The organism is Paraburkholderia sp. (assembly GCF_035948235.1).
Lineage (GTDB): Bacteria > Pseudomonadota > Gammaproteobacteria > Burkholderiales > Burkholderiaceae > Paraburkholderia.
In genome coordinates, this window is sequence record NZ_DASZJJ010000188.1 from 1 (window position 1) to 15,819 (window position 15,819).

A 15,819-nucleotide genomic window follows, 5' to 3' on the forward strand; every position below is an offset into this window, starting at 1 on the left:
GCTTTGAGTGCGTTCATAACAGGTATCATCGCGCTCAATCCAGCCATGAGCGTTTGCCTCGTTGCTACGTCCGTTGAACCGAACCAGATTCGTACGCGCTCCTGTGCGGCCGGTGTCCATGCGGTGAGTTCTGCCAGGCGCTGCTGAATTACCTTAACCGCGTCATCCCTGAGCGCCAGAACCGTTTTGCTGAATTCCCGATCTGTCATATTTTTGCAGATCGGTGTTGTGTCGATAGTTACGTGTACCATCGATCCGGGATTCGTATTTGTTACTGCTGTTGAGTGAACCTCGAACCATTCTTCGTTTTCGTGCGCATCGAATTCGTATTTGCTGCCGCTTCCAGGATTACTCATTCCAGTTGTCTCCACTTTTTTTAGTGCGTGATTTCATGACAAAGCCGCTTCACTAATCTGTCGAAATTCGTCGCGTCATGTCGTGCGAGTCAGTTACACCGCTTGCTATAACGACTGAGCCGCTGCGTACGCGATATCGCGTGTTCGCGAATGGTTTTCTCTCTGTGTCCCTGAGTGCATATTGCTGGTCGTAGGCAGGGGCATTCGCTGGTGGAGCGGCGGGTGTTTCGCTTCGGCTCTTCTCCGAATAGAATGCGGTGGACGAAGTTGCAAGGACGCGGTTGTTACGGCATGGGCACAGAACCCAGTCCAGGTCTTTAACCATCGGGAAGCCATCGTCCATCCAATCACGCGCTGCCCGCGATGGGCCACGCGCCATCGCAGTTCTTTCCCCACATGCGTACATGCGGCCAGCTTCGTCATATTGACTGCTGCGGGCGATCACTTCGCCGCCCGTAGTAGTGCGGTCAACAGCCGCCACGAGTCAATCAAACATTGCTATTCCATCGTTAATGGACGACTTCAAGCCGTATCCGCTTGCTCGTGTCTGTGGCAATGCGCTGTGTTTTTCCGTTTGCATCGGTGACGCCGTTTGCAACGATGTTCGAATCGATACGCACGCGATAACGTCTTCCAGAAATTGGGTAGCCTTCGTTGTCAGTAAGGGTGTATTGCTCATCGTAAGCGCCGCGATATTCGCTGGTCATCGAAGTGCCAGAAGCACCAGCGCCCATCGCCGCCCATTCTTCGTGGGTGAACGAGTGCCACGCGCTGTCCTGTGACGCGAGCATCACAGGGGGCGGTGTGCATTTGCAGATGCAGATATCGCCGTCCAGCGCCTGCTGCTTGCCCATCATCGTCGCGGTTCGATGCGGTCCCTTCCAGCCGATCACACCTTCGGATTTGCAGCCGTTGCACCAGACCCTGGCACCGATGAATGTGATTGGCGTTCCATGGTGTGTGCAACTGTCGATGCCTTCCGTGACCACACCGCCGTTTGTGGACTTGTCGCCCAGCTTCAGGATGGCTCGTCTCACGCGTCGCCCCCCGCATTCCAATCCTGCTTTCCAGACATTCCGTTACCCCGTGAAGTAAGCGAAAAGAACCGGCCCGGTGATGCAACCGGCTACGCAGCGAGCGAAGATTCGCCCGCATGCGCGATGCTGGCGCCGCTTTCATGAAGCGGGTATCGGACAAATCTGATTCAGGGCGCGAACGATTCACAGCGCATTGGCACACGTTCACAGGTTGACGTTCGACAGGCCGCGTCAGGCATCGTGGAACTGTCTGGAGGCTTGCGTATCCAGCCTGCCGAGGCCGGTTTGCTTACCATCGAAAAATGGCATCCCGGTGCTTGAAGCCCCGTGCTGCCGTACGCCCTGGCTGGTCACGGAAGACGGGCTGCGCTGGGAGCTGTAGCCCTATCAGCGCGCGGCGCGTGGAATATTCCTGGCGTTTCCCATCGTGTGTGCGCCGCAGCGTGTGGGGAAACGTGGGGGAACGACGTTTGGCGGCCAGTGGGGAATGCTCAATTTTCCCGCACATGGCCCGCAAAGCCTTATGGCGTGGGGTTGAGCGCTGTGAGGAGACCCTTATCCACGGACTTGCCAACAAAATCTGTGGATAACCGCGATCGAAAACGCCCCTCAAACCTTCCTGACAAACTCGGTCTTCAGACTCATCGCGCCAAAACCGTCGATCTTGCAGTCGATATCGTGGTCGCTGTCCACCAGGCGGATGTTTTTCACTTTGGTGCCCATCTTGACCACGCCGGACGAGCCTTTGAGTTTCAGGTCCTTGATGACCGTCACCGTATCGCCGTCCTGCAGGACATTGCCAGCCGAGTCGCGATAGACCCGCGCTGCGGCTTCCGTCGGCTCGACCGCCTTCGCCGGCCATTCATGCGCGCATTCCGGGCAGACGAGGTTATCGCCGTCCTCGTAAGTGAACGCGGAGTTGCATTTCGGGCAGGCGGGAAGGGTGCTCATGGTGTGATCCTTGGTGCAGGCTGAAGCGAAAAGGAGCACAAAAGTATACTCGCGCCGCGCCGGAGCCCATCCCGATTTTGGCTCCCTGCGCGTTTCACCCTCCCGTGTCATAGTGGCAGCCGCGTTCAAACCCAATCCGCAAGCCCATGTCCGACACCTACTTTTACGACCCCGCCGCCGGCCACGGCCTGCCCCACGATCCCTTCAAGGCCATCGTCGCGCCACGCCTGATCGGCTGGATCTCCAGCCGTTCGCCCGAGGGCGTGCTCAATCTCGCGCCGTATAGCTTCTTCGGCGCCTTCGCGACCTTTCCCGCCGTGATCGGCTTTTGCAGCGAAGGCCGCAAGGACAGCATCAGCAACATCGAAGCGACCGGCGAATTCGTCTGGAATCTCGCTTCGCGCCCGCTCGCCGAGCAGATGAACCGCAGTTCCGCGCCCGTGGCCGCCGATGTCGATGAATTTGCGCTCTCGGGTCTCACGCCCGCGCCGGGCCGCAACGTCGCGGTCCCGCACGTCGCGCAAGCACCTGCCGCGCTCGAATGCAAGCTGCTGCAGATTGTGCGCCTGAACGCGCTCGACGGGACGCCGATGGACAACTGGCTCGCGCTGGGCCAGGTGGTCGGCGTGCATATCCGCCAGGAATACCTGAAAGACGGTCTGTTCGACACCCACGCCGCACAGCCCATCATGCGTGCCGGCTATCGCGCGGACTACGCGCAGATCGGCGAGATGTTCCAGATGGTGCGCCCCAGCGCCTGAGGCACGGCGGCACCTACATTGCCCCCCACGCCGCCCGCGCCGATAATGTCCCCACATCGCGCGTCGCGCGGGGGAGACAGTCCATGCAATCTCCGACCGGCTCGGTCGTGGCGCTCAGCTCAGCCGCCTCGACGATGTTTTCGATCGGCATGATCTTTCTCGGCTACTGGGGCCTGCACGAGCCGGCGCCCTGGCGCGTCGGCGACCGCGTGATCGTGCTGCTGGCGCTGGCGGGTTTTGCGTGTCTGGGCAGCGTGCCGTGGCTGGCCACCTCGCCCGCGCCGCCCGGTGACGAGCGGCGTTTCCTGCTCGCGCGCCGTGCCTTTGTGGCGGGCGCGAGCGCGGTATGGCTGTCGATTGCGCTGTCGCTGATTCTCTAGCGGTGTCGGTCGCCTGAAAGTCGGGTCGCGCAGTTTTGGTACGATGCACGCTTTGCCAGCCATCCTGTTGCCCGCGTGAAGCGTTCCGTGTCGTTCATCCGCGCCCAAGCCGCGAAGTGGTCCTCCCGCCTGAAGCCCCTGATGTCGCGAGTCTGCGCGCTCGCGCGCCCGCGGCTCGCCCAGGGCCTCCATCATCTGCGCCATCCCACCCGGCGCGGCGTGCTGATCGCCGTCGCGGCGGTGCCAGCGGCCATCGTGCTCTATGTGCTGGTGCTGATTCCCTTTACGCCCAGCATCGGCGACATCCGCAAGGCGCGCGTCGATCAACCGGCGCAGATTCTTTCGGCGGACGGCAAGGTGCTGGCCGAGTTCAAGCCCTCGAACCGCGAATGGGTGCCGCTCGCGCAGATTTCGCCGCATATGGTCGATGCGCTGATCTCGACCGAGGATCATCGCTTCTACGAGCACCACGGCATCGACTTCAAGCGCACTGCGGGCGCGGCGCTGCATACCTTTTCGGGTGATCGCCAGGGCGGCTCGACCATCACGCAGCAGCTCGCGCGCAATCTTTATCCCGACGAGATTGGCCGTGCGCCCACGCTCACGCGCAAGATCAAGGAGGCGATTACCGCCTTCAAGATCGAGGCCGTCTACAGCAAGCCGCAGATTCTCGAAACCTATCTGAACACGGTGCCGTTCCTGTACAACGCGTTCGGCATCGAGATGGCGGCGCGCACTTATTTTGGCGTGTCGGCGGATCAGCTCACCGTGCTGCAGGCCGCGACGCTCACCGGCATGCTCAAGGGCAACGCCTACTACAACCCGGTGATCAATCCCGAGCGCGCACTCGCGCGGCGCAACACCGTGCTCTCGCAGATGGTGAAGTACGGCAAGCTCACGCCCGCGCAGTTCGCGACGCTGTCGAAGAAGCCGCTGCGGCTGGACTTCGAGCGTCAGACCGAGCCGCCTGGCCCCGCCCCGCATTTCGCGCAGCAATTGCGCAAATGGCTGATCGCGTGGGCCGACCGTAACGACTACAACATCTATTCGGATGGTCTGGTCGTGCGCACGACCATCGACTCGCGCCTGCAGTCGATGGCCACGGCCGCGCTCAAGCAGCACGCCAATCAGCTGCAGGGCATCGCGAACGGGGCGTGGAGCGGGCGTAACGGCTGCTCGACGGACAACGATCTGTTCAAGAGCTTCATGCGCGAGACGCCCGATTACAAGGCCGCGCACGATGCAGGCGCGAACGACGCGGACGCGCTCAAGAAGCTTGCCGCCGACCGTGGTTTCATGCGCGCGTTGTGCAAGGCGAAAACCGACGTGCAGGCCGGTTTCATCGCCATCGATCCGCGTGACGGCCAGATCAAGGCATGGGTGGGCAGCCGCGACTTCCAGGACGAGCCGTTCGATCACGTCCAGCAGGCGCGCCGTCAGCCGGGCTCGACGTTCAAGGCCTTTGTGTACGGCGCGGCGTTTGCCAATGGCGCGAAGCCGTCCGATACGATCATCGACCAGGCCGTGGAAATGCCGCTCGAAGGCGGGGAAATCTGGCGTCCTAACGATGACGTGCCGCCCAGCAACAAGCCGATGACGCTGCGCGACGCGCTCGCGTTCTCGCGCAATCGCATCACCGCGCAGGTGATGCAGGCGGTTGGCCCGGACAAGGTGGCGCGTCTTGCGCGCGCCATGGGCGTGCGTGACAGCCAGCTCAACGCGGTGCCGTCGCTCGCGCTCGGCACGAGCCCGGTCACGCTCAAGGAGATGGTGTCCGCGTACAGCACCATTGCCAACGACGGCGTCTATCTGGAGCCGCGCATGGTCACGCGCATCGAGGACAGCAAGGGCGAAGTGCTGGCGGAATTCGGCAGCGCATCGCCCGAGCGCGCGCTGTCCGCCGACGCCGATCGCACGCTGCTCGACACCATGCGCGATGTGGTGAATCGCGGCACGGGTTCGAGCATCCGTTCGCGCTTCGGGATTCGCGCCGATGTGGCGGGCAAGACCGGCACGACCCAGGACAACGCCGACGGCTGGTTCATCCTGATGGATCCGCAACTGGTCGCGGGCGCGTGGGTGGGTTTCGACGATGGCCGCGTCACGCTCAATAGCGATTACTGGGGGCAGGGCGCGCGCAGCGCACTGCCGATCGTCGGTGACTTTTTCCAGCGTGCGCTGCGCACGCGCATTGTGGATCCGCGTGCGCGTTTCGATACCGAAGTCACGCCGGGCGCGTTCGAGCAGTTCCGCGACCGTTTGAAGACGTGGATGGATTCGCTGTTCGCGTCGAAGCAGGCCGAAGCGCCGCGCCCCTCCACGCCGATCAAGCGCGCGCCTGCGCCGGAACCGTCTGAAGTGCCGCCTTCGAGCGGTGTGCAGGCTGCGTCGTCGGCGGCTTTGACGGCTTCGCAGGCAGTGGCGGCATCGGAGGCGGCTGCGGCTTCGGCAATTCTGAACGGTGTTACGCCGCCTGGATCGAGCCTGCCGCCGATCCTCGGGCCGTCGGGCGCTTCGCAACAGGGCGCGCCTGCCCAGCCGTCGTCGCAGCAGCCACCGTATCCGTCGCAGGAGCCATCGCTCGCGCCCACGCCCACACCTGACGACGCCGATTCGAGCGGCGGCGCGCCGGCCCAGTACACGCCGGCGCAGGGCAACTGACGCTGAAACGCGCGGCGCGAGCGCTCGTCAGGACGCTCGCGCGCAGCAGGCGCCGACGTTGGCAGTGTCAGCGGGCCGCGGGCGCAGCGGCGTGAACGGTGCACAGATCGCGCCGAAGTTCGCTTGCGCGGTGGCCGCACGCGTATCAGCCATCGCGGTTTCGACCGTACTCTCATCCCACGCGAGCGCATAACGCCGCGCAGCATCCCATTGCGCGAACGCAGGCCGCAGCGCCAGCGCGCTGCGCGACACCGCACCGAGGCCGCGCCACACGAACGACTCGCGCACCTCGAACACTTCATCCATCAGTCTTTGCGCGTGCGTGTCGCCGGCTTCGGTGACGGCGCGCGTGTACTGATTTTCGGTATCGGCGCGACATTCATTGATCTGCCCGACGAGCATCAGCACCGCCTGCAGCACGTCGACCGTCTGGGGGCCCGCGATCACGACCGGTTTGACGAAATCGCTGGAAATCGACCGATAGGACGTCACGCCGATCGTCTCGCTGACGTGCGAAGGCGCGATGAAACCGTTGATCTGCGCACGCTCGCCGATGCCATCGTCGGCAACCAGGTGGCGCATGGCCGCGGGCGTCAGCACATGGCTGCAGAGCACGCTGAAATTGGTGCTGCCGAGGGCGCGCGCCTGCATCAGTGCTTCGGCCGTGGCGGCCGCGGCCGCTTCGAAGCCAGCGGCGACATAGACGATCTCGCGTTGCGGATGGACGCGCGCGAGCGCGAGCGCATCGCCGGGCGTGTCGGCAAGCTCGATGTCCGCGCCTGCCGCGCGAGCTTCCAGCAGGCTCGCGTGGCGCGCGCCCGGCACGCGCAGCATGGCATCGCTCACACAGAGCGTGACGCCGTGCGCGAGCGCGAGGTCGATCATGCGGTCGATGCGGCTGGCGGGCAGCACGCATTCGGCGCAGCCCGGCCCGTGGACCAGTTCGACCTGTGGCGGAAGTAGCGCGGCCAGACCATGGTGCGCGATCGCCTGCGCGTGGCTGTGGCAAAAGCTCATCAGCCGATAGCGGCGGCGCAGTTCCATGGCGGCGTGGATGCGTGCGCTCAGGCCGCGTGCAAAGACGCGATCGCGGATGTCGTCGGTGTGTTTCATCTCGCGATGGCCTTGCGGTGCAGAACGGAGAAATAGCGGTTTAGACCCGCGCGCGCATGGATCTCGTCGAGATCGCCACGTGCGATGGCGTCGAGCAGATCGAGCGCGGCGTCGATCTCGCGTGCGCGTGCGGCGTCGATGACCGTGCGCGCCGCGCCGTCCGAAGCCAGCACCCAGGCGCCTGCGGGCAGCGCTCCGGTGCGCGCGAGGTCGAGCGCGCAGACGCCAAGACGCGTGACGGCCTGCGCGGCCAGACCCTCGGCGCACGCGATGCGCGCGGGCAGGCCGAGGCCGGGATCGCCGGGCGCGGGCGAGCCTGCGGCTGGCGCGGCGGCGGAGCGGGTGAGTTGATGCATAACGTCCAAGGGCATGGCGGGCTGGTTTGCGCGCACGGAAAATGAGCGCGAAAGTTAACAGCGTCTCGTAAGTCGACCGCCACACCGCGCGGCGGCCATTGATCCTGCTCAAGCTAAAAATCGATCGCCGCCATGCTGCGTAAAGGCCCGGGGCACCGGCAGAGCGGTGTGCCACTGTGCCAAAACGTTGCGTTATGTTGCGGCAGTGGGCCGAAGGGCGGCCGCTTGCGGCGATCGAGGATATCCGCAGATTTTGTTGGCAAGTCGATGGATAAATATCTCCCCCCGGGCCCCCAAACATCGCTCCCCCACGTTTCCCCACACGCTGCGGACATTGCCTGCGACGCGATGTTCCTTCATTCAGATAGCGGTAAAGCCCATCCGCGATAAAGGCGCAGGCGCAATCGTCCAGGGAGTTTCACGATACCTGGCGCGGCCTATCGAACGTCAACCTGTGAACGTGTGCCAATGCGCTATGAATCGTTCGCGCCCTGAATCAGATTTGTCCGATACCCGCTTCATGAAAGCAGCGCCAGCATCGCGCATGCGGGCGAATCTTCGCTCGCTGCGTAGCCGGTTGCATCACCGGGCCGGTTGGGTTTTTTCGACCCGGCAGAATGATCCCGAATACAAAAAGCGTCACGGGTTATAAGTGCGAAATTGAGAGACACAGAATCCCTTCGCGCTTGCATAGACCTTGCCGGACAGGCCGGTGGGCTGGCGCTTCTATCGGCGCGCGTATCGGTGCGGCCGAAGGTACATTGTGCGGAATTGAGCTGGGGCCAGGCGCCTTCATCACTGGTCTGGTAGGGGGCATAATCGGCGGCGCGATTGGCTACTTTGGCGAGGATTACATACTCGATCAAGCGGGCGTAAACAAAGGGCTTTTATGTCGATTTTTGGGAAAATGCGTGATCGCTTTACGCCGGAATGGAAGCGACCAATAGACCACGAAAAATATCTATGTGAATTGTTCGAGCGAACACCGGAAGCCTTGCGCGCTGCCTTCGGCAATTCAAACCTTGTCCCACAGACTGACCGTTCGCCAGGCTATCCACGTATTAAGTATCTAGGTGAGCACGGCCTTCATGCTTTCATGTGGACACAGAACATGGAAGTCGCCGCATACCCAAAGTTTTTCAACATCGTTTGCGGCGATGGTGAGGACCTGGATTTTCTGCACTTTCAACGAGGTGAATTTACTTCCTTCATTGCCCACAAAGTCGAATTCCTTGCCCGTAACGTCTATCTTTTGACCAACGATTCGGAATTGCTGAACCGTCTCTCCAAAGAACGATTTAGTCCAAATCCACCGTGGATCATGTACCCCGACCTGGGGCCATTCACTTCCTACAATCAGGGCGAGCCGGAATATTGGGATCGCTTTGTGTGGACCCCGTTCTGGCAGAGTCTGAGCGCTGAGGAACGGGACGTCTACTTCGCCAATCGGGCTGCAGCGGCACTCGCCTACATGTCACAGGAAGAGTGGGACGATTGGGTTTATTCGACTCGGAAGAATGATCCCGAATAGAAGAAGCGTCACGGGTTATCGGCGCCAGAATGAAGGTAAAAACGGAATAGATTGCGTCCGTTTTGCTCTATCTCACACGGCTCGCCCTGGAAACGGTAGGGGTAGCGGAAATGGATACTCATACCTTTCGCGCCTGCATAGACCTTGCCCGACAGGCCGGCGTCATCGTTCAGGATGCGCCCGTGATCGGCTGCGGTGAGTTCCAGAAGCGTCCCATCGCGAATGGTTTGCGAACGATGTCCCCCACGATATTCCCCACAAAACAGATGCCACGGTCGGATTCCAGCCAGCGCCGAATCCAACATGTAGACATCTAACCTGTTGAATTTAAACAGAACAGATGATTGTGAGTATGTCGCGTTGAGGGGGAAACTTTTCCACAGATTTTGTTCACAGCCTTGTGGAAAACCTGTCCGCATCCCGATTAAACCCTTGATCCGATAGGCGATTTTCCTGGAGGGCAGGAAGCGCGCCATGCGCATTTCGTCGGCGAGACCCCGCGCGGGCGATAATGCCGGGCGCGGGCCATTGGCCCTCCCACCATTGGAGTCCAAACACGATGTTCCGTATGTCCCCTCTCTTGCGCGCGCTCGGCGCGTGTGCCGTGCTCGCCACCTCGCTGTCTGCCTTTGCTCAGGCGCTGCCAACCCCGGCCAGCGCCGACAGTTCCACGGCCGCGAGCGGCGCAGGCGCGACGCAAGGCCTGCCTGCCGGTGCGATGGCCGTGGTCAACGGTGTGCAGATTCCGCAAGCGGCGCTCGATAACGCGGTGCAAACCGTGATGAGCCGCAACCCGGACGCCACGGACACGCCGCAGCTACGCAAGGCGCTCAAGGAGCAACTGATCGTGCGCGAAGTCATGCGCCAGCAGGCGGTGAAGGCGCATTACGACCAGCGTCCCGAAGTCGTGCAGGCGAGCGACGCCACCAAAACCGACGTCGCCATTCGCTCCTGGATGCAGGACAACGTGCACGCGCCAGCGCCCAGCGAGCGCGAAATCCGCGCGCGCTACGACAGCACCAATGTCGAGCTCGGCAAATTCGAATTCAAGCCGCAGGTGATCGTGGTTGCCGACCAGAAGCTCGCGCAGGAGGTGATTACGAAGGCGAAGGCGGGCCAGCCGTTCGATGCGCTCGCGCACGACTACAGCATGGTGCCGTCGAAGGACAATGGCGGCGCCATGCCGTGGGTGAGTTTCAGGACGCCGGTCAAGGACGGCGAAACGCACGGCGTGCCGGTGGAATTCGCCCGTGCGCTCGCGCAGTTGAAGGTGGGCGCGGTGGCCCCGCAGCCGGTGCGTTCGGGCGCGGCGTGGGTGGTGGTGAAACTGCAGGACAAGCGCGCGATGAAGGTGAAGCCGTATAGCGAGGTGAAGGACGAAATCCGCCGCGAGCTGACGGCCGAAGCCATGGACGCGGGCGCGGCGAAGCTCGTCAAGTCGCTGGTGCAGAGCGCGACGATCGTGCAGTAAGCGGTTGAACCACGTCGTCGCGGGCGCCTGAACGTTGTCAGGCGCCCGTCGTGCATCAGCGCTCGCCGCGCAGTTTGAACACGCTCACGAGCTGCGCGAGCGTGGCGGCCTGCTCCGACAAGGCCGCGGCGGCGCGCTCGGCGTCGCCCACGAGAATGGCGTTCTGCTGCGTAGCCTCGCCGATCTGCGAAACGGCGATATTGACCTGCTCGATGCCGCCCGACTGTTCGCGCGACGCCACGCTGATTTCGGCGATGATCGCGCGCACTTCCTCCACGCGCGTGACGATGTCGCGCATCGTCGTGCTCGCCTCGCCCGCGATGCGGTAGCCCGTATCGACCGTTTCCGACGACTCCGCAATCAGCACCGCGATCTCGCGCGCCGCCGCCGCGCTGCGCTGCGCGAGCGCGCGCACTTCGCTGGCGACCACCGCGAAGCCCTTGCCGTGCTCGCCCGCGCGCGCGGCTTCCACCGCCGCGTTGAGCGCGAGGATATTGGTCTGGAACGCGATGCCGTCGATCACGCTGGTGATGTCGGTGATCTTCTGCGAGGCGCGGCTGATGTCCTGCATCGTCGCGACCACGCGTTCGACTGCGCGGCCGCCGTCGAGCGCGGCGTCGGCGGCGCCCGTCACCACGGCGTTGGCGCGCTGGGCGTGATCGGCGTTTTGCTGCACGGTCGAGGTGATTTCCTCCATGCTCGCGGCGGTTTCCTCAAGGCTGCTCGCCTGGCTGGCGATACGCTCGGCGATTTCGCCGCTGCTGGCGGCGATGCGGCCGGTGTCGTCGCTCATCTGCGCACTCGCGCCGCGCACCTGCGCGACGATCTGCGCGAGACCCACGCCAATCCCGTCGATGGCCTGCGTGAGCCGGCCGATTTCATCGGCGCCATGGGCCGCCGCCGTAGTGCCGGCGAGCGAATCATGCGCGGCGTGCGCGTTCTGCGCCGCGCCAATGCGCACCGTCAGGTCGCCCGCCGCCAGGCGCCCTGCGGCGTGTGCGGCGGCGTCGAGCGGCTGGCTCACCATGCGCCGCGCTGCGAAGATCGCCAGCGCCGCGAACAGCGCGACCAACGCGAAGCCGATCGCCGCAAAGCGGTTACGCGTGGCGTTCACTTCGGCCATGATCTCGTCGCGCGGCACCACGCCGCCCACCAGCCATTGCCATTGCGGCGCGCTCACGAACGAGACGAGCTTCGCGCGCGCATCGCGCTCGCCGAGCGTGGCGTCGGCGCTGGTGTAGTCGAAGGTGCCTGCGCCTGCGTCGAGCATGCGCGTGTAGGGCGCGTTGGCGTCGTCGAAATGCTTGCCTGCCGCGGCCGGATGCACGAGGAAAGTGCCGCGCGCCGCACCGCTGGAAGCGTCCATCACGAAGTAATAGCCGGTGTCGCCAAGCTTGAGCTTGCCGATCTCGGTCTTGATCGCCTCGATCTGTTTATCCACGTCCACGCCCACGAAGAGCGCGCCGATCACCTTGCCGCTGGCATCGGTAATCGGCTTGTATTCGGTGATGTATTGCCTGCCGAACAGTTGCGCGAGGCCCGCATAGCTGCGCCCACCCATGATGGGTTCGTAGGCCGGGCCCTTGCGGTCGAGCAGCGTGCCGATGGCGCGCGAGCCGTCCTGCTTCTTGAGCGATGTTGTCACGCGCACGAGGTCGTCGCCGCTGCGCGCGAACACCGTTGCGATCGCGCCGCTGCGCGAGAGGAACTGGTCGGGAATCGAAAAGTCGAGATTCAGGACGTGATCGCCTACCTTGAACGTGGGCGTGGCCTTGCCGCCGATATCCACGGTCTGGGTCGGATCGAGCGTGAAATCGCCGGGCAGGAAGCTCGCGAAGAGCGTCATCGAACGATCGACCTCGGCGTCGAGCGCGCTGTCGATCAGCGCGATCGTAGAGGCCACCGACTGGTCTTTTTCGGCGATGCGCGCGCGCACCTGTTCGCCGACCTGGGTAGCAGCGCTGTTGGTGAGCGCCAACGTGAAGGCGATAAAAATGGCCGCGACGATCACGCACGATAGCAGCGCGAGACGCACACCCACACTGGTGCGTCGCTGGACGAAAGAAATCATTGAAGCGGTTCCTGAAGAAATGATGCCGGGAACTGGCGCTTTCGAAGCGCTGGCATACGGATTACGGCCAGCTTGAGCGATCCTTGAGGGCTCGCGTGCAAAAAGCGCCAACGTTTGCGCCGATATCGAGGAAAGCTTTTATGTGGGGCGCGAACGCGCGAGGCGGGAACACAAGGAGGGGCGCGGTTTAGCGCTGGATTTGCAGTGCGAAAGCGTTATAAACCGTAAGATATTTCGCACGCTGAAATAATATTTTGTTGTGCGTGCAATCAGCGCGGCGCGTGGGACGCCGCGCCTTGAAAGACGCCTGGCCGAAGCGTTAGCGACGCTCGCGCCAGGTGCGCAGCAGCAGCGCGTTGGTCACCACGCTCACGCTCGAAAACGCCATGGCCGCGCCCGCGATCATCGGGTTGAGCAGACCGAAGGCGGCGAGCGGAATCCCGATCAGGTTATAGACGAAGGCCCAGAACAGGTTCTGCTGGATCTTGCGCCACGTGCGCCGCGAGATGTCGATGGCGGCGGCCACCAGCGCCGGATCGCCGCGCATGAGCGTGATGCCGGCGGCGTGCATGGCGACGTCGGTGCCGGTGGCCATGGCGATGCCGATATCGGCGGCGGCAAGCGCGGGCGCGTCGTTGATGCCGTCGCCCGCCATCGCGACGATCGCACCTGTGCGGATTTTCAGGTCGCGCACCGTGCGCGCCTTGTCTTCTGGCAGCACCTGCGCGTGGACTTCGTCGATGCCGAGCTGCGTCGCCACGGCCTGCGCGCTGCCTACGTTGTCGCCGGTCACGAGCACGCTGCGGATGCCCATCGCTTTGAGGCGCGCGACGGCCTCGCGTGCGGTGGGCTTCACGGTGTCGCCGAACGCGAGCAGGGCGAGCACCGTATGCGTGTGCGCTGTCAAATCCATCAGCCACGACACCGTGTTGCCTTGCGCTTCGAGCGCTGTGGCGCGTTCGGCGAGTGCGGGCGGCACGGTGAGCTTCAGTTCCGCGAGCCAGTGCGTGCTGCCAATCGCGAGGCGGCGGCCATCGACATCGGCCTGCACGCCGCGTCCGGGCACCGCGCGCGCTTCTGAGGCCGCGTGCAGCGGCGTACCTTGTGCCTGTGCGGCAAACGCGTTCACGACCGCTTTGGCGAGCGGATGGTCGCTGTGCTGCTGGACGGCTGCGGCGAGCGCCAGCGCGTCGGCGCGCGCGATGCCGTCGGCGGCCTCGAAGGCCGCGAGCGAAGGCTGGCCGAGCGTGAGCGTGCCGGTCTTGTCGAAGGCCACGACGCCGACGTCGTGCGCGGTTTCAAGTGCTTCGGCGTCCTTGATGAGCACGCCGTGGCGCGCGGCCACGCCCGTGCCCGCCATGATCGCGGCCGGAGTGGCGAGGCCGAGCGCGCACGGGCACGCAATCACCAGTACGGCCACGGCGTTGAGGATCGCGGTCTCAAACGACGCGCCCGCGAGCAGCCAGCCGCCCAGCGTGAGCGCCGCGATCACGAGGATCGCCGGGACGAACACCGCGCTCACGCGGTCGACGAGACGCTGGATAGGCGCTTTCTCCGCTTGAGCGTTTTCGACCAGGCGGATGATGCGCGCGAGCGTCGTTTCCGCGCCCACTGCCGTGGTGCGCACGGCCAGCAGTCCTTCGCCGTTGATCGAACCGGCGGTGACGGCGTCGTCGGGCGACTTCGGCACCGGCAGGCTCTCGCCGGTAATGAGCGATTCGTCGATATGGCTGCGGCCTTCGAGCACTACGCCGTCGGTCGGCAAACGCTCGCCGGGACGCACGACCACCACGGCGCCCACGCGTACCTGCGCGAGCGGCACTTCGCGTTCCACGCCGTGTTCGCGAATGCGCGCGCGTTCGGGACGCAGCGCGTTGAGTGCGCGGATGGCGTCGGTGGTCTGGCGCTTCGCGCGCGCTTCGAGCCATTTGCCGAAGCGCACCAGCGTGATGACGACTGCCGAGGCCTCGAAGTAGAGGTGCGCGGTCTCGCCGGGATGGGCAAGCATCGCGTAGACGCTCACGCCCCAGGCCGCCGAGGTGCCGAGCGCGACCAGCAAGTCCATATTGCCCGCGAACGCGCGCACGGCTTTCCAGGCGGCGCGATAAAAGCGCGCGCCGAAGCCGAACTGCACGATCGAGGCGAGCACCAGTTGTGCGGCGGCGGGCAGCATCCAGTGCAGGCCGAGCCAGTGGCCGACCATCGGCGCGACGAGTGGCACGGTGAGCACGGCGGAAATCAGCACGGCGCGCAGTTCGCGGCGCGCGGCGATTTCGGCGAGGGCGGCGCGCGAGGGCGGGGCTTCGGTGTCGGTGACGGCTTCCGGTGCGCTCGGGGTTCTGTCGATCGGCGTGGCTTCGTAGCCGGCCTTTTTTACTGCCGCGATGAGGCGCTCGCGCAGGGCGTCGTCAAGCGGCGTGTCGAGGCGCACCGAGGCCTCCTCGGTCGCGAGGTTGACGCTGGCGCCGCTCACGCCTGGCACGCGTGCCAGCACCTTTTCGACGCGGTTCGAACAAGCGGAACAGGTCATACCGCCGATGGCGAAGCTCGCGGTTTCTTCGGACTGCGGGGCGGGTTCTGGCGGCGCGATGGGCGTGGCTTCGTAGCCCGCTTTTTCGACTGCGCTCACGAGCTGGCGGGTGAGCGCGCCAATCTCATGGGAATCGTCGGTGGCTTCGACGGTGGCTTTTTCGGTGGCGAGATTGACACTCGCGCGTGTGACGCCCGGCACCTTCGCCAGCGCCTTTTCCACGCGCATCGCGCACGAGGCGCAGGTCATGCCGCGGATGTCGAGCTCGGCCTGGCGGGCCGCCAGACCCGTGCTTTCGGCGACGAGGGGTTCGTTCATGATGTTCCAGCGCAAAGGCGATCTGATTCGATGTGAACCAGTATCTACGTTCCCATGATGGGAAGGTCAAGGGCTGCGTGTTCCGCCCCTTTCAATGTGCCTTTCGATGGGATCATGCGCCGCACCGTAACGCAGAATTCCCCCTACGCCACTTTTCTTGGGCTGGCGCGGGCGATACGATACCATCCGGCGGCATTGGCCCCCGCCGCGCGCACTGGACCAACGGCCCTTGGGGGGGCCGGCGCGCCGCGCGGGAGGCCGGTCGACGTCAATTCATGGACCG

12 protein-coding genes and 1 pseudogene are annotated in these 15,819 nt (G+C 64.2%); 5 read left to right on the forward strand and 8 right to left on the reverse strand.

Annotated elements, in window-relative coordinates:
* From VG320_RS16190 to VG320_RS16200, 3 genes and pseudogenes are all read right to left on the reverse strand, one after another.
* Window positions 1–356, reverse strand: a pseudogene (locus tag VG320_RS16190) (hypothetical protein); the annotation flags it as partial.
* 509 nt (window positions 357–865) lie between these two features.
* The gene (locus tag VG320_RS16195; protein ID WP_327201099.1) at window positions 866–1,393 is read right to left on the reverse strand and encodes a PAAR domain-containing protein; all 528 of its coding nucleotides are present in this window, start codon (window positions 1,391–1,393) and stop codon (window positions 866–868) included.
* A 609-nt stretch (window positions 1,394–2,002) separates the two neighbouring features.
* The gene (locus VG320_RS16200; RefSeq protein ID WP_327201100.1) at window positions 2,003–2,344 is read right to left on the reverse strand and encodes a zinc ribbon domain-containing protein YjdM; all 342 of its coding nucleotides are present in this window, start codon (window positions 2,342–2,344) and stop codon (window positions 2,003–2,005) included.
* 146 nt (window positions 2,345–2,490) lie between these two features.
* On the opposite strand from VG320_RS16200, the gene VG320_RS16205 reads away from it, so the two are divergent.
* The 3 genes from VG320_RS16205 (at window position 2,491) to VG320_RS16215 (ending at window position 6,146) form a co-directional block, all read left to right on the forward strand.
* The gene (locus VG320_RS16205; protein WP_327201101.1) at window positions 2,491–3,105 is read left to right on the forward strand and encodes a flavin reductase family protein; all 615 of its coding nucleotides are present in this window, start codon (window positions 2,491–2,493) and stop codon (window positions 3,103–3,105) included.
* 83 nt (window positions 3,106–3,188) lie between these two features.
* On the forward strand, window positions 3,189–3,485 hold the full coding sequence (locus tag VG320_RS16210; protein WP_327201102.1) for a hypothetical protein: 297 nt from the start codon (window positions 3,189–3,191) through the stop codon (window positions 3,483–3,485).
* A gap of 96 nt (window positions 3,486–3,581) precedes the next feature.
* A complete protein-coding gene (locus VG320_RS16215) occupies window positions 3,582–6,146 on the forward strand; it encodes a penicillin-binding protein 1A (protein ID WP_414696058.1) in 2,565 nt (854 codons plus the stop codon).
* A gap of 27 nt (window positions 6,147–6,173) precedes the next feature.
* On the opposite strand, the gene hypD is transcribed toward VG320_RS16215, so the two are convergent.
* Both hypD and VG320_RS16225 read right to left on the reverse strand, forming a co-directional pair.
* Window positions 6,174–7,259, reverse strand: coding sequence for a hydrogenase formation protein HypD (gene hypD / locus VG320_RS16220; protein ID WP_327201104.1), 1,086 nt, complete (start codon window positions 7,257–7,259; stop codon window positions 6,174–6,176).
* Entirely contained in the window at window positions 7,256–7,630 is a 375-nt protein-coding gene (locus VG320_RS16225; RefSeq protein WP_327201105.1) for a hypothetical protein, read from the reverse strand. Before VG320_RS16225 ends, hypD begins: the two co-directional genes overlap by 4 nt.
* Before the next feature lie 874 nt (window positions 7,631–8,504).
* On the opposite strand from VG320_RS16225, the gene VG320_RS16230 reads away from it, so the two are divergent.
* Window positions 8,505–9,146 carry a hypothetical protein gene (locus VG320_RS16230; protein WP_327201106.1) on the forward strand — a complete coding sequence of 214 codons (642 nt, stop codon included), beginning with the start codon at window positions 8,505–8,507 and terminating at the stop codon, window positions 9,144–9,146.
* Window positions 9,147–9,154: 8 nt separating this feature from the next.
* Here the strand turns inward: VG320_RS16230 and VG320_RS16235 are convergent, their stop codons facing one another.
* The gene (locus VG320_RS16235) at window positions 9,155–9,622 is read right to left on the reverse strand and encodes a hypothetical protein (RefSeq protein WP_327201107.1); all 468 of its coding nucleotides are present in this window, start codon (window positions 9,620–9,622) and stop codon (window positions 9,155–9,157) included.
* A gap of 92 nt (window positions 9,623–9,714) precedes the next feature.
* Here VG320_RS16235 and VG320_RS16240 point away from each other — a divergent pair, with 92 nt between their 5' ends.
* Window positions 9,715–10,617, forward strand: a complete 903-nt coding sequence (locus VG320_RS16240) for a peptidylprolyl isomerase (RefSeq protein WP_327201108.1) — start codon at window positions 9,715–9,717, stop codon at window positions 10,615–10,617.
* Between the two features lie 55 nt (window positions 10,618–10,672).
* Here the strand turns inward: VG320_RS16240 and VG320_RS16245 are convergent, their stop codons facing one another.
* Window positions 10,673–12,688 (reverse strand): methyl-accepting chemotaxis protein, encoded by a 2,016-nt coding sequence (locus tag VG320_RS16245; RefSeq protein WP_327201109.1) that lies wholly within the window; start codon window positions 12,686–12,688, stop codon window positions 10,673–10,675.
* Window positions 12,689–13,007: 319 nt separating this feature from the next.
* Window positions 13,008–15,536 carry a heavy metal translocating P-type ATPase gene (locus VG320_RS16250; RefSeq protein WP_327201110.1) on the reverse strand — a complete coding sequence of 843 codons (2,529 nt, stop codon included), beginning with the start codon at window positions 15,534–15,536 and terminating at the stop codon, window positions 13,008–13,010.
* Between the last annotated feature and the right edge of the window lie 283 nt (window positions 15,537–15,819).

Excerpts from the sequence above, each read along its gene's own strand:
- VG320_RS16225 (WP_327201105.1), bottom strand. The coding sequence starts at position 7,630 with ATGCCCTTGGACGTTATGCATCAACTCACCCGCTCCGCCGCCGCGCCA.
- VG320_RS16235 (WP_327201107.1), bottom strand. The coding sequence starts at position 9,622 with ATGGCGCGCTTCCTGCCCTCCAGGAAAATCGCCTATCGGATCAAGGGT.
- VG320_RS16230 (WP_327201106.1), top strand. The coding sequence starts at position 8,505 with ATGTCGATTTTTGGGAAAATGCGTGATCGCTTTACGCCGGAATGGAAG.
- hypD (WP_327201104.1), bottom strand. The coding sequence starts at position 7,259 with ATGAAACACACCGACGACATCCGCGATCGCGTCTTTGCACGCGGCCTG.
- VG320_RS16250 (WP_327201110.1), bottom strand. The coding sequence starts at position 15,536 with ATGAACGAACCCCTCGTCGCCGAAAGCACGGGTCTGGCGGCCCGCCAG.
- VG320_RS16205 (WP_327201101.1), top strand. The coding sequence starts at position 2,491 with ATGTCCGACACCTACTTTTACGACCCCGCCGCCGGCCACGGCCTGCCC.
- VG320_RS16200 (WP_327201100.1), bottom strand. The coding sequence starts at position 2,344 with ATGAGCACCCTTCCCGCCTGCCCGAAATGCAACTCCGCGTTCACTTAC.
- VG320_RS16210 (WP_327201102.1), top strand. The coding sequence starts at position 3,189 with ATGCAATCTCCGACCGGCTCGGTCGTGGCGCTCAGCTCAGCCGCCTCG.
- VG320_RS16240 (WP_327201108.1), top strand. The coding sequence starts at position 9,715 with ATGTCCCCTCTCTTGCGCGCGCTCGGCGCGTGTGCCGTGCTCGCCACC.
- VG320_RS16245 (WP_327201109.1), bottom strand. The coding sequence starts at position 12,688 with ATGATTTCTTTCGTCCAGCGACGCACCAGTGTGGGTGTGCGTCTCGCG.